Source organism: Dryocola clanedunensis, from assembly GCF_038405435.1.
Classification (GTDB): domain Bacteria; phylum Pseudomonadota; class Gammaproteobacteria; order Enterobacterales; family Enterobacteriaceae; genus Dryocola; species Dryocola clanedunensis_A.
On record NZ_JBBYHZ010000001.1, the window covers coordinates 366311 to 379287 of the forward strand.

A 12977-nucleotide genomic window follows, 5' to 3' on the forward strand; every position below is an offset into this window, starting at 1 on the left:
TGACAATGGAGAATGATTAATGGCAGATCAACAGTCGAAGATCCAGGACCCGCGCAACCAGTACTACACCGGAGAATACCCTAAGCAGAAACAGCCCGCGCCGGGCGTCCAGTCGAAAATGGACCCCGTTCCCGACTGCGGTGAGAGCAGCTACGTCGGCAGCGGCCGTCTGCAGGGGCGTAAGGCGCTGGTCACGGGCGGCGATTCAGGTATCGGACGTGCCGCAGCGATTGCCTATGCCCGAGAAGGGGCGGACGTCGTCATTAACTATCTTCCCGCCGAGCAGGAAGATGCTGAGCAGGTAAAAGTCCTCATCGAAGAAGCCGGTCGCAAAGCGGTACTGATACCCGGCGATCTCAGCGACGAGAAGTTTGCCCGCTCGCTGGTCAATCAGGCCGTTAAAGAGCTTGGCGGGCTGGATATTCTGGCGCTGGTCGCCGGCAAGCAGGTTGCCATCCCCGAGATTGCCGATCTCACCAGCGAACAGTTTCAGAAGACCTATGCGGTCAACGTTTTTGCGCTGTTCTGGATAACGCAGGAAGCCCTGCCGCACCTGAAGCCAGGCGCCAGCATTATTACCACCTCTTCCATTCAGGCCTACCAGCCCAGCCCGCACCTGCTGGACTACGCCTCCACTAAAGCCGCGATTCTTAACTACAGCCGTGGCCTTGCCAAACAGGTGGCGGAGAAAGGCATTCGCGTGAACGTGGTTGCCCCAGGCCCTATCTGGACCGCGCTGCAAATTTCCGGCGGCCAGACTCAGGATAAAATCCCGAAATTTGGCCAGCAGACGCCGATGAAGCGCGCAGGACAGCCTGCGGAGCTGGCGCCGGTTTATGTCTATCTGGCAAGTCAGGAATCAAGCTACGTTACGGCGGAAGTCCACGGTGTTTGCGGTGGGGAACATCTGGGATAAATGCTAACCCCTCTCCCGGGCGGGAGAGGGGATAAAACTTACTGCGTTTTTGTCACTTCCTGACCCACAAGACCAATCTTGAGATAGCCTGCCTGGTGCAGCGTATCCATGACGTTCATCATGGTTTCATAATCGACCGTTTTATCCGCGCGGAAGAAGATGGTGGTGTCTTTCTTCCCTTCGGTGACGGCGGTAATGGCGTTAACCATATTCTCTTTCGTCACTTCGTCGTTGCCGACAAACATCGTCTTATCGGCTTTAACCGACAGATAAACCGGTTTTTCAGGGCGCGGCTGCGGCTGGCTTGAGGAGGCGGGAAGGTTGACCTTCACATCCACCGTCGCCAGCGGCGCGGCAACCATAAAGATGATCAGCAGCACCAGCATGACGTCGATAAACGGCGTCACGTTGATTTCATGCATTTCACCGTTATCGTCGAGATTTTCGTTAAGACGTAAAGCCATGGGATCAACCTACACGCAGTTTCTGAGCCGTACGAACCGGGCGAGCCTGGGAGCTGGCTGCTAAATCCAGGTCACGACTTTGCAGCAGCAGAACCTGTGCCGCCACGTCGCCCAAAGACGCTTTATAGCCGCCAATGACGCGGGCAAACACGTTATAGATAACGACCGCAGGAATCGCCGCAACCAGACCGATAGCCGTTGCCAGCAGCGCTTCTGCGATACCCGGGGCCACGACGGCGAGGTTAGTAGTTTGCGACTGGGCAATACCGATGAAGCTGTTCATGATGCCCCAGACGGTACCAAACAGGCCCACGAACGGGGAGATAGCACCGATGGTGGCGAGGAAACCATTACCCCGGCCCATATGACGGCCCACGGCGGCGACGCGGCGCTCGAGGCGGAAGCCGGTACGCTCTTTAATGCCTTCGTTGTCTTCGCTGCCTTCCGAAAGCTCCAGTTCGTTCTGGGCTTCGTTGATAAGCAGCGTGCTGAGGCTGCGGTTACCGAACGCGGCGGCCATTTCGCTGGCTTCGTCCAGTGAACGGGCGTTTGCCAGCTGCAGCTGCTCACGTTTGAGGCGGCGCTTCTGGGAGAACATCTCCACGCTCTTGCTGAAGAAGATGGCCCAGGTGACGATGGATGCCAGAATGAGGCCAATCATCACAATCTTTACCACGATGTCGGCATGTTGATACATGCCCCAGACGGAAAGGTCCGTCTGCATCAAATTATTCGTCACACTAATCTCCACCGCGAAAACAATACAAAATCTGAACGTAATAATATCAAAACGACATCGAATTGATAGTAGTTCTCATTAGTATTTCCAGAGTGCCTGAATTTGTCTATGCATTCCTTGCGTTTACACAGGAAAAGCAGCCGACCGCCGGATTTTCCGCTTTTTTTGGCAACCTGAGGAAACGGCACGAGGAATGCTTATAAAAGCATGATAAGTTAACTTTAGACATCCAGATGGTTAAACGGGGTAGTAACAGATGGCAGCGAAGCACATTGAAACGGCGCTGGTAAATGCCGGGCGCGATAAAAAATTCACCCAGGGATCGGTTAACAGCGTCATTCAGCGCGCCTCATCGCTGGTCTTTGAAACCGTCGCCGCCAAACGGCAGGCCACCGCAAACCGCGCGAATGGCGAACTGTTTTATGGGCGCCGCGGCACCCTCACCCACTTCTCTTTGCAGGAAGCCATGTGCGAACTGGAGGGCGGCGCGGGCTGCGCGCTTTACCCTTGCGGCGCCGCCGCCGTTTCAAATGCGATTCTGGCGTTTGTGGCACAGGGCGACAACGTGCTGGTGACCGGCAGCGTCTATGAGCCTACCCAGGACTTCTGCACTAAAATCCTCGCGAAGCTCGGCGTCACGACAACCTGGTTCGATCCCCTTATCGGCGAAGGCATTGCCGGGCTGGTTCAGCCGAACACTAAAGTCGTGTTTCTTGAATCTCCCGGCTCCATCACGATGGAAGTCCACGACGTGCCGGCTATCGTGAAGGCGGTTCGCCGCGTTGCGCCGGACGCCATCATAATGATCGACAACACCTGGGCTGCGGGCATTCTGTTTAAGGCGCTGGATTTTGGCATTGATATCTCTATTCAGGCGGGCACCAAATACCTGATTGGCCATTCGGACGCCATGGTCGGTACCGCCGTTGCCAACGCCCGCTGCTGGGATCGGCTGCGTGAGAACTCCTACCTGATGGGCCAGATGCTGGATGCGGACACCGCTTATATGACCAGCCGCGGCCTGCGCACCCTGGGAGTGCGGCTGCGCCAGCATGAAGAAAGCAGCATTAAGATCGCCGAATGGCTCTCCCGGCACCCGCTTGTCGAGCGCGTTAATCACCCTGCGCTGCCGGGCAGCAAGGGCCATGAGTTCTGGAAACGTGACTTTACAGGCAGCAGCGGACTGTTCTCATTCGTGCTGAAACAGCGCCTGGATGATGAACGGTTACAAAATTATCTCGACCATTTCCACTATTTTAGTATGGCCTATTCCTGGGGAGGCTATGAATCGCTTATCCTTGCCAATCAGCCGGAGGAGCTTGCGGAAATCCGCCCGGCAGGCGGTGTAGATTTCTCAGGAACGCTGGTACGCGTTCACATTGGCCTCGAAAATGTCGATGACCTGATAAGCGATCTTGAAGCAGGGTTCCAGCGTATAGCCTGAAGTTGCCAGCATGGACACCTGAGGAGACGGAGATCTTGCCGCCGCTGTGATTAGTTGAGCCCACGATCAAGGTGCTGTGGGCTTTTTCGCGTTACACTATGTCTTAATAAAGGTTCGTCCTGTCCGGGGCGGCTGACTTAAGCGGTTTCACAGGATTTTCAATGGCTGTAATACAAAATATTGCTGAAGCGCTCTGGCATCACGACTTTGCCGCATTAGCGGACCCTCATGTGATTGGCGTTGTCTACTGCGTCATGTTCGCAACGCTGTTTCTGGAAAACGGTTTGCTCCCCGCCTCTTTTTTACCGGGCGACAGCCTGCTGTTACTGGCCGGAGCGCTGGTCGCGAAGGGGGTAATGGATTTTGTCCCGACGATGGTGATCTTAACCACGGCGGCAAGCCTGGGCTGCTGGCTGAGCTACCTGCAGGGGCGCTGGCTTGGCAACACCGAAACGGTGAAGGGCTGGCTGGCACATCTGCCGGACCAGTATCATCAGCGCGCCACGCATATGTTCGATAAGCACGGCCTGCTGGCCCTGCTGGCCGGTCGCTTCTTAGCTTTTGTGCGCACCCTGCTGCCAACCATGGCGGGTATCTCCGGCCTCAGCAACCGCCGCTTCCAGTTCTTTAACTGGCTAAGTGCCCTGCTGTGGGTAGGCGTGGTGACCAGCTTCGGCTACGCGTTAAGCATGATCCCCTTCGTGAAGCGTCATGAAGATCAGGTGATGACCGTATTGATGATCCTGCCCATCGCGCTGCTGGTTGCGGGCCTGGTCGGCACGTTGTTCGTGGTGATCAAAAAAAAAGTCAAACTGGCATAAATAAATAACGTTTTCTCTCATTCTTATATAAAGAAGCCCGAATATCAGTCTTTCTCTGATATTCGGGCTTCTTTATAGCGGTACGCTACCCCTAAAAATACCTCATTTAAAAATCACATAAAAATAAAAATATAAACGACTCTCACATAACATCATCGACCCCATTAAATGACGGTAATGATGCCGCCAATGCCTTATAAATTCTCCACCGGTAGCCTGTCCCGACGGGTTATCCGTTCATTGAAATAACGCTGTTGGTCAGCGGGCGGTGCTTTAGCGCAAAGGCCCATGACACAGCGACATAACCTGACCTGATGGAGAAACAAGATGCAACTGGACTTTACCCTCAATATTACTGATGACACCTGGTATCCCACTGCCGAAATTAAAAACTTCAAATCGAAATCCGGCGAAGCCGTCAATATTAATGAAGAGTTAATTATTGTATTCAGCGCACCGGGACGAGTTACCGAAGGTGATGTTACCGTGACATCCGATCCGTGGAGCTCTTTTACCGCTGAAATAGAAGCAAGAGAAGTGGGCAGCGGTATTTATGATACAAAAGTCATCATTAAAAAGGCGGACGGCAAACGCATCGGCAATACGATTACCAACGTCCATATCGGGGTCAATGCAAGCTCTGATATTGAACCTAAGTGGTCAGTCATGAGCAACACGTTTTCTGCCGCCGCAGATGAAGAGCCAGGCATAACCGGGCAGCTGGTTATCAACTCCAAAAATCATCCTGCCGGTCTGGAAAATGTGCAGGTCGAATTAAGCCTGATCCGCGGTGAGCAAATTGTCACTTTAAATCCTGCGGCTGGCACTTCAACCTTCGATGTCACTGTCGGAACCTATAAGGTTGTCGCGACCGACCTGAAGACCCCGGACGGCACCGTTTCCGCGCCGGTCATCCTGAGCAAATCTGAACTGTCCATCGGCAAAGGTGAGTCCACCGAGCTGGATATTGATTTTGGTGCAGAGGTTCACAGCACTACGCTCGATATTTCCATCGATACCAGCAGCATTCCCGCCCTGAATGGCGAAATCTTCCAGCTGGCCTATCTGGAAAATGGCGTTGAAAAACTGACTGCCGCGCTGCGCGCCGGGGAGCAGCTGCGTCTGGATAACCTGCCGGTGAGCGGCAGGTATGCCGTGCGCATCGCCGACGTCAGGCTGAACAACGTTCATTATACTTTTAGCGAGATTGACGGCAGCCTGGACGCACGGTGCCATGCCATCATCTTTGACCAGTCCAGGATCGGCCAGTCGAGTGATTCACAGCCGGACGCCGCAAAGCTGACAATCAATATTGCAGCGGAAAAAGCCGTCGACGTGACTTTTGGCCTGCGCCTGCGTGAAGTTAGCAGCACGCCGCGCGAGTATCGCTTTGATAACCTGCCTGCCCAGCAGTCTACCCACGTTGAGTCCGTTACCCTCGTTCCGGGCACTTACCTCGTGGTTTCTGGCTCGTTCATCCATGACGGCGTGCTGTATTACACAGATGCCAGCCCTGAACCTCTGACCGTTGAATCAAACACGCCGGTGCAGCTGACCTTAACGATCGTCGAAGGTGCTAACCTGCGCGTTAAAGGCTTCCCGGACTTCCTGAGCTTCGGTGGCTGCGCGAACATGTCGCCGTCTAACGCGGATGATTTCGTCGAGGCGCGCGTCTCTTCCCTGTTCAAATATTCCGGCGATGACGGCATGGGCGATGCGGGCGGCTTCCTGGATCCGGCGAAAGAGCCAACCTCACAGGTCATCGCAATGGCCCGTCAGGTCGCAGATAAGCTGAACCAGCCGGTGCTGCCGGTGATGGTCTCCTACACCTGTAACCTCTCTTTGGGTGACGTCTCGCATATCATCAAAGATGCCGACCGCCTGATGTACAGCTTCGCGAACTTCATTCAGGCCCTGCAGATCGCCCAGGCGACTAAAGATGATGAAAATGAAGTACCGGCAGGCTTTATCGTCAACCCGGACTACCTGGGCGAATGTCAGAAGAACGGTTTTGCGCCGACCTATGAAATCCCGGTGCGCGGCCCGCTGGCTGAAGCGCTTGCGCATCACAATGTGCAAATCGCTATTCCGGCAGACATCACCGACACCCTGAAAGGCTATATCAAAGCCGTGAACTGGGTGGTGCGCGTTGTGGCCCCGGACGTGGTCCTTGGCTGGCAGGTTAACCTGTGGAGCGTAGCTGGTTCACAGTGGCTGTACAGCGATTTCACCTACGATGACGTTTTCGATCCTGCGGACTGCACGCACAAGAAAATGACCATGACCCCGGAGCTGGCAGGTAAGCTGACCGCCGAGTATGCCCTGCTGGTCGGCGTTTTCGAAGAGACCCCGTACACCCAGGCTGACGGTACCGCCGCCGTGGCGAAAGGTGCTGACTTCATGGCAACCGACCGCTACGAAGCCGACGACTTCACCATTCGTGCCTACGACAACGGCTACTGCTACTCGCCGTTTGAGTGGGACCGCACTTTCGACTTCTGTGCCTCACTCAGCCGCCACCTGCGCCAGCCGGTGATGCCGTGGCAGATGCCGGCCAGCCGCCTGGCTGACACCAACGAGGCCGTGACCGTACTGGAAGATCAGTTCTGGGGCACCGGCGGCAGCTACCTGATGGGCCATGCGGAGATCGGCAGCGATATCAACGCCATCAATAAAAAACTGATGGAGATTGAATTCCCTTCCGCCTTCGCCGATATGATGGGCCACAACTCAGGCGAGCTGTTCAGCCGCCACGAGTGGGACTTCACTACGCCTAAATATCTGGACTTCCCTTCACGCGGGATTTTCCACGTGCAGGTTGGTGGCGGTGCGACAACGGGCGTTGTCAGCGCGGTTAACCAGAACAGCAGCAGCTGGATGCGCACGAAGCTGAAAGCCTATCGCGATAATCCTGTTAAGTTCGACACGAAGTAATGCAGTAGCGGCGTGCCCCTCCCGGGGCACGCTCTTCACCACTTATATCGTCCTCATTCGCGCCACATCCTCGCCCGGCGTCACGCCAAAGTAGCGCTTAAACTCGCGGCTAAACTGCGAGGCGCTCTCATAACCAACCTTTACCGCAGCGGTGCTGGCCTTCAGGCCATCGTGCAGGATCAGCATTCTTGCTTTGTGCAGCCGGTAGCTTTTCAGGTACTGCAGCGGCGAGGTGCTGGTGACGGATTTAAAATTATGGTGGAAGGCCGACACGCTCATGTTGGCTTCCGCCGCCAGTTGGTCAACGGAGAGGTTTTCCGTGTACTGCGTTTCGATGCGCCGGAGCACGCGGCTGATCAGGCTAAAGTGCGTCTGGCGACTCACCAGCGCCAGCAGCGCGCCGCCCCGTGGCCCGGTCAGAATATGGTAGAGGATTTCGCGGATGATCTGCTTGCCCAGGATCCTGGCATCCAGCGGATGCTCCATGACATCCAGCAGGCGCTCCACCGCGCAGAGGATCTCCTCGGAAAGCTCGGCAGAGTTTATGCCCGTGGAGCACGCCTGCGGGTGAAATAAATCATCCTCACCGATGTCCATCAGCAGATCCTGAAGCTGCAAAATATCCACGTTGATACGCACTCCCGCCAGCGGCACCTCCGGCGTCGCGAAAGTTTCACACTCGAAGGGTAAAGGAACCGTCAGCAGCAGATATTCGTTGGCGTCGTAGCGGAACACGCGGTCGTTGATATAGCCCGTTTTATGCCCGGAGAAGAGAATTACTATCCCCGGCTCATACATCACCGGCGTTCTGCCGTTGGGCTTAGTCCCGTACAGCAGACGCACGTTCGGCAGCGTCGGCCTGGCAGTATTTTCATTTTGTATCAATTGATTAATCTTTTCCGTCAGCTGCTGGCAAATCGCTTTACGGTTCATTCTCATCGGCTCCACAAGGCTTTTTTAGCGCTATCAGTGTGCGTCCATTTTCGATAATTCTCCAGCCATCAGGAGAAATGGGCAAGACAAAGGCAGGAATATGCATTGAGAGATAGCCCCCACAGGCCGACAATGGGCACCATCGAAAAGCGCGATGCTTTCCTTTTTCACCCACATTACGGGAAACACAGAATGAACAATTTTAATTTACACACCCCAACCCGCATCCTGTTTGGTAAAGGCGCTATCGCTGAACTGCGTGACCAGATCCCGGCCAACGCCCGCGTTCTGATTACCTACGGCGGCGGCAGCGTGAAGAAAAACGGCGTGCTGGACCAGGTTTACGCCGCGCTGGAAGGTCTGGACGTGCTGGAATTTAGCGGCATCGAACCAAATCCGGCCTACGAAACGCTGATGAAAGCCGTAGAAATCGTCCGTAAAGAGAACGTGACGTTCCTGCTGGCTGTCGGCGGCGGCTCCGTCCTGGACGGCACGAAATTCATCGCGGCCGCGGCCAACTATCCGGCTGACGTTGATCCGTGGAATATCCTGCTGACCCACGGCAACGACGTACAGAGCGCCATCCCTATGGGTTCCGTGCTGACGCTGCCTGCAACGGGTTCAGAATCTAATAAAGGTGCGGTGGTTTCCCGCCGCGAAACCGGCGACAAACGCGCGTTTATGTCCGAGCACGTACAGCCGGTCTTCGCCGTACTGGATCCTGTTTACACCTACACCCTGCCGCCACGTCAGGTAGCTAACGGCGTGGTTGATGCGTTCGTACATACCGTTGAGCAGTACATCACTTATCCGGTTAACGCGAAGGTTCAGGATCGCTTCGCAGAAGGTATCCTGCTGACGCTGGTGGAAGACGGCCCGAAAGCGCTGAAAGATCCAGAGAATTATGACGTGCGTGCCAACGTAATGTGGGCTGCGACTATGGCCCTGAACGGCCTGATTGGCGCCGGTGTTCCACAGGACTGGGCAACGCACATGCTGGGCCACGAGCTGACCGCAATGCACGGTCTGGATCACGCCCAGACGCTGGCGGTTGTCCTGCCTTCCCTGCTCAATGAGAAGCGCGCCGAGAAACACGACAAGCTCCTGCAGTACGCGGAACGCGTGTGGAATATCACCGAGGGCAGCGAAAAAGAGCGTATCGATGCGGCAATCGAAGCGACCCGCAACTTCTTCGAGAAAATGGGCACCCCAACCCGCCTGTCCGCCTACGGTCTGGACGGCAGCACCATCCCGGCCCTGCTGAACAAACTGCAGGAAAAAGGCATGACCCAGCTGGGTGAGCATCAGGACATTACCCTCGACGTCAGCCGCCGCATTTACGAAGCCGCCCGCTAAGTAATTTGCCCATTTGGTTTTCGTTTTCGGGTATATGGTCCAGACTTAAATGCAATTGTTTCACCGGGGTTCGCCCCGGTGCTATCGCTCATTAAGGAGGAACGCATGGCTAATCCAACAGTAATCAGGCTCCAGGACGGGAACGTGATGCCTCAGTTGGGCCTCGGCGTATGGCAGGCGACTAACGAACAGGTCGGGCTGGCCATTGAGAAGGCGCTGGAAGTCGGCTATCGCTCAATCGATACCGCCGCGGCGTATAAAAACGAAGACGGCGTGGGCAGCGCGCTAAAAAATGCTGGCCTGCCGCGTGACGAGCTGTTTATCACCACCAAACTCTGGAATGACAACCAGCAGCGCCCGCGTCAGGGGCTGGAAGAGAGCCTCGAAAAGCTACAGCTTGATTTCGTCGATCTCTACCTGATGCACTGGCCGGTACCGAGCCAGGACCATTACGTAGAAGCCTGGAAGGGGATGATTGAGCTGCAAAAGCAGGGGCTGGTGAAGAGCATCGGCGTCTGTAATTTCCAGGTCAACCATTTGCAGAGGCTGATTGATGAAACGGGCGTTACGCCGGTTATCAACCAGATTGAGCTGCACCCGTTAATGCAGCAGCGTCAGCTGCACGCCTGGAACGCCACGCACAAAATCCAGACCGAGTCATGGAGCCCGCTGGCCCAGGGCGGCCAGGGCGTATTCGATCAGAAGATCGTTCGCGATCTGGCGGATAAATACGGCAAAACCCCGGCGCAAATTGTTATTCGCTGGCACCTGGACAGCGGCCTGGTGGTTATACCGAAGTCGGTTACGCCATCGCGCATTGCCGAGAACTTTGACGTCTTTGATTTCCGTCTTGATAAGGACGAGCTGGGGGAGATTACGAAGCTGGACAGCGGTAAGCGGCTTGGTCCGGACCCGGACGTGTTCGGCGGTTAAACTGGCTGGTAGTGTCGGATGGCGCTTACGCTTATCCGACCTACGGTTGAATTTGTAGGGCGGATAAGCGCAAACGCTATCCGCCCTTTTTATTTAAGGCTTCGGCGCACGTCTCTTCGTGCCCGCAGCCTTTGCTCCCGCAGTCTTCGCGCCAGCGGCGGCTGCCGCAGGACGACGCTGATGCGCAATCGGCGTGTGCTTCGTCAGTGCCGGACGTGCGCCGCGGTTATAGCGACGGGCTTCGCGCATCTCTTCCAGAGTCGGCGACGGCACCAGGCACTCGCGGCGACCGCCGATCAGATGCTTTTTGCCCATCGCTTCCAGCGCTTCGCGGATCAGCGGCCAGTTAGCCGGATCGTGATAGCGCAGCAGCGCTTTATGCAGGCGGCGCTGACGATCGCCCTTCGGCACCACGACCTCTTCACTCTTGTAGCTAATCTTCCCGAGCGGGTTCTTGCCGGTGTAATACATGGTGGTCGAGTTGGCGAGCGGTGACGGATAGAAGTTCTGCACCTGATCCAGACGGAAGCGGTTCTTCTTCAGCCACAGCGCCAGATTCACCATATCTTCATCACGCGTGCCGGGGTGCGCGGAGATAAAGTACGGGATCAGGTACTGCTCTTTCCCGGCCTGCTTAGAATAGGTATCAAACAGCTCTTTAAAGCGCTGATAGCTGCCCATTCCCGGCTTCATCATCTTCGACAGCGGCCCTTCTTCGGTATGCTCCGGGGCGATCTTCAGGTAGCCGCCCACGTGGTGGGTCGCCAGCTCTTTGATATAACGCGGATCTTCCACCGCGATATCGTAGCGGACGCCAGATGCGATCAGGATCTTCTTCACGCCCTTGATCTCACGGGCGCGGCGATACAGGTTGATCGTCGGCTGGTGGTTGGTATCCATGTGCGGGCAAATGTCCGGGTAAACGCAGGACAGGCGGCGGCAGGTTTGCTCTGCACGCGGCGACTTACAGCGCAGCATGTACATGTTTGCGGTTGGGCCGCCCAGATCCGAGACCACGCCGGTAAAGCCCGGTACGGTATCGCGCATCGCTTCAATTTCGCTGATGATCGAGTCTTCGGAACGGCTCTGAATAATGCGCCCTTCGTGTTCGGTAATAGAACAGAACGAGCAGCCGCCGAAGCAGCCGCGCATGATGTTGACCGAGAAGCGGATCATCTCATACGCCGGGATACGCGCCTTGCCGTAGGCCGGGTGCGGTACGCGTTTGTACGGCAGGGCAAACACGCTGTCCATCTCTTCGGTGGAAAGCGGGATGGCAGGCGGGTTGATCCAGATATAGCGGTCACCGTGCTTTTGCATCAGCGCACGCGCGCAGCCCGGGTTGGTTTCATGGTGCAGAATGCGCGATGCGTGGGCGTACAGCACCTTGTCGTTTTTCACTTTCTCGAACGACGGCAGCAGAACGTAGGTTTTCTCCCACGGCTTCGGACGCGCGGGTTGCACAACAACCGCTTTAGATTCTTGCTCTGCCGGGGCTACCGTCGGCTTGCCGGTATCCGCACACGGCAAATCTTCGCCGTATGGGTGCGGAATGGGGTCGATGCGCCCAGGCGTATCCAGACGGGTGGAGTCCACGCCCGCCCAGCCCGGCATCGCTTCTTTACGCATCATCGCGGTATTACGCACATCGCAGATCTCGTCGATCTTCTCGCCCATCGCCAGACGGTGCGCCACTTCCACCAGCGGACGCTCACCGTTGCCGAAGATCAGCATATCGGCTTTAGCATCGACCAGGATTGAACGACGCACGGTGTCAGACCAGTAGTCATAGTGCGCGGTACGGCGCAGGCTGGCTTCGATACCGCCCAGAATCACCGGCACGTCACGCCAGGCTTCTTTACAGCGCTGGGTATAAACCAGGGAGGCGCGATCCGGGCGTTTGCCCGCCACGTTATCCGGCGTGTAGGCATCGTCGTGGCGCAGCTTGCGGTCTGCGGTATAGCGGTTAATCATTGAGTCCATGTTGCCCGCGGTCACGCCGAAGAACAGATTTGGCTTGCCCAGCGTCATGAAATCTTCTTTGCTGTTCCAGTCCGGCTGGGAAATGATGCCGACGCGGAAACCCTGAGCCTCAAGCATACGGCCGCAGATCGCCATGCCGAAGCTCGGGTGGTCAACGTAGGCGTCCCCGGTAACCAGGATAATGTCGCAGCTGTCCCAGCCTAAATCGTCCATTTCTTTGCGTGACATAGGTAAAAACGGGGCCGGACCGAAACAGGCCGCCCAGTACTGCGGCCACGAAAAGAGTTCGCGGTCCGGCTGGATCAAGCTGATAGAGCTCATAATGCTTCCGAAAAAATGATGTAAAAGTAACCAAAGCCGGCGATTATACGCCGTTTTGCGATGAGATTTGTACGTTTAAACGACAGTGCAGGTGGTTTTCTTAATCGGGCGGATAATCACCACGCCATCCGCC

At 56.1% G+C, this 12977-nt stretch carries 9 protein-coding genes and 1 pseudogene; 6 read left to right on the forward strand and 4 right to left on the reverse strand.

Translation table 11 applies throughout. From position 1 onward, the window contains the following. The first annotated feature begins 19 nt into the window (after nt 1–19). The gene (locus AAE045_RS01680; RefSeq protein WP_455546205.1) at nt 20–916 is read left to right on the forward strand and encodes an SDR family oxidoreductase; all 897 of its coding nucleotides are present in this window, start codon (nt 20–22) and stop codon (nt 914–916) included. A gap of 38 nt (nt 917–954) precedes the next feature. Here AAE045_RS01680 and exbD read toward each other — a convergent pair whose 3' ends face one another. Together exbD and exbB are read right to left on the reverse strand one after the other, a co-directional pair. After that, a complete protein-coding gene (gene exbD, locus AAE045_RS01685) occupies nt 955–1380 on the reverse strand; it encodes a TonB system transport protein ExbD (RefSeq protein WP_455425742.1) in 426 nt (141 codons plus the stop codon). 4 nt (nt 1381–1384) lie between these two features. Then, nucleotides 1385–2119: a tol-pal system-associated acyl-CoA thioesterase gene (gene exbB / locus AAE045_RS01690; protein WP_455546206.1), complete on the reverse strand. Its 735-nt coding sequence runs from the start codon at nt 2117–2119 to the stop codon at nt 1385–1387. 256 nt (nt 2120–2375) lie between these two features. On the opposite strand from exbB, the gene metC reads away from it, so the two are divergent. The 3 genes from metC (at nt 2376) to AAE045_RS01705 (ending at nt 7318) form a co-directional block, all read left to right on the forward strand. Then, nucleotides 2376–3563 (forward strand): cystathionine beta-lyase, encoded by a 1188-nt coding sequence (metC, locus tag AAE045_RS01695; protein ID WP_455546207.1) that lies wholly within the window; start codon nt 2376–2378, stop codon nt 3561–3563. 161 nt (nt 3564–3724) lie between these two features. Next, the gene (gene yghB / locus AAE045_RS01700; RefSeq protein ID WP_455546208.1) at nt 3725–4384 is read left to right on the forward strand and encodes a DedA family general envelope maintenance protein YghB; all 660 of its coding nucleotides are present in this window, start codon (nt 3725–3727) and stop codon (nt 4382–4384) included. Between the two features lie 327 nt (nt 4385–4711). Beyond that, complete coding sequence (locus AAE045_RS01705; protein WP_455546209.1) at nt 4712–7318, forward strand: hypothetical protein; 2607 nt, start codon at nt 4712–4714, stop codon at nt 7316–7318. Between the two features lie 42 nt (nt 7319–7360). Here the strand turns inward: AAE045_RS01705 and AAE045_RS01710 are convergent, their stop codons facing one another. Beyond that, entirely contained in the window at nt 7361–8251 is an 891-nt protein-coding gene (locus AAE045_RS01710) for an AraC family transcriptional regulator (protein ID WP_455546210.1), read from the reverse strand. Nucleotides 8252–8443: 192 nt separating this feature from the next. On the opposite strand from AAE045_RS01710, the gene yqhD reads away from it, so the two are divergent. Both yqhD and dkgA read left to right on the forward strand, forming a co-directional pair. Beyond that, nucleotides 8444–9607, forward strand: coding sequence for an alcohol dehydrogenase (gene yqhD, locus AAE045_RS01715; protein ID WP_455546211.1), 1164 nt, complete (start codon nt 8444–8446; stop codon nt 9605–9607). A 105-nt stretch (nt 9608–9712) separates the two neighbouring features. After that, nucleotides 9713–10540: a 2,5-didehydrogluconate reductase DkgA gene (gene dkgA / locus AAE045_RS01720; protein WP_202308497.1), complete on the forward strand. Its 828-nt coding sequence runs from the start codon at nt 9713–9715 to the stop codon at nt 10538–10540. A 138-nt stretch (nt 10541–10678) separates the two neighbouring features. Here dkgA and AAE045_RS01725 read toward each other — a convergent pair. Next, a pseudogene (locus AAE045_RS01725) lies at nt 10679–12930 on the reverse strand (YgiQ family radical SAM protein); the annotation flags it as partial. Nucleotides 12931–12977: the final 47 nt, after the last annotated feature.

Coding starts and splice junctions, on each gene's coding strand:
- yqhD (WP_455546211.1), top strand. CDS start 8,444: ATGAACAATTTTAATTTACACACCCCAACCCGCATCCTGTTTGGTAAA.
- yghB (WP_455546208.1), top strand. CDS start 3,725: ATGGCTGTAATACAAAATATTGCTGAAGCGCTCTGGCATCACGACTTT.
- exbD (WP_455425742.1), bottom strand. CDS start 1,380: ATGGCTTTACGTCTTAACGAAAATCTCGACGATAACGGTGAAATGCAT.
- AAE045_RS01710 (WP_455546210.1), bottom strand. CDS start 8,251: ATGAACCGTAAAGCGATTTGCCAGCAGCTGACGGAAAAGATTAATCAA.
- AAE045_RS01680 (WP_455546205.1), top strand. CDS start 20: ATGGCAGATCAACAGTCGAAGATCCAGGACCCGCGCAACCAGTACTAC.
- metC (WP_455546207.1), top strand. CDS start 2,376: ATGGCAGCGAAGCACATTGAAACGGCGCTGGTAAATGCCGGGCGCGAT.
- AAE045_RS01705 (WP_455546209.1), top strand. CDS start 4,712: ATGCAACTGGACTTTACCCTCAATATTACTGATGACACCTGGTATCCC.
- dkgA (WP_202308497.1), top strand. CDS start 9,713: ATGGCTAATCCAACAGTAATCAGGCTCCAGGACGGGAACGTGATGCCT.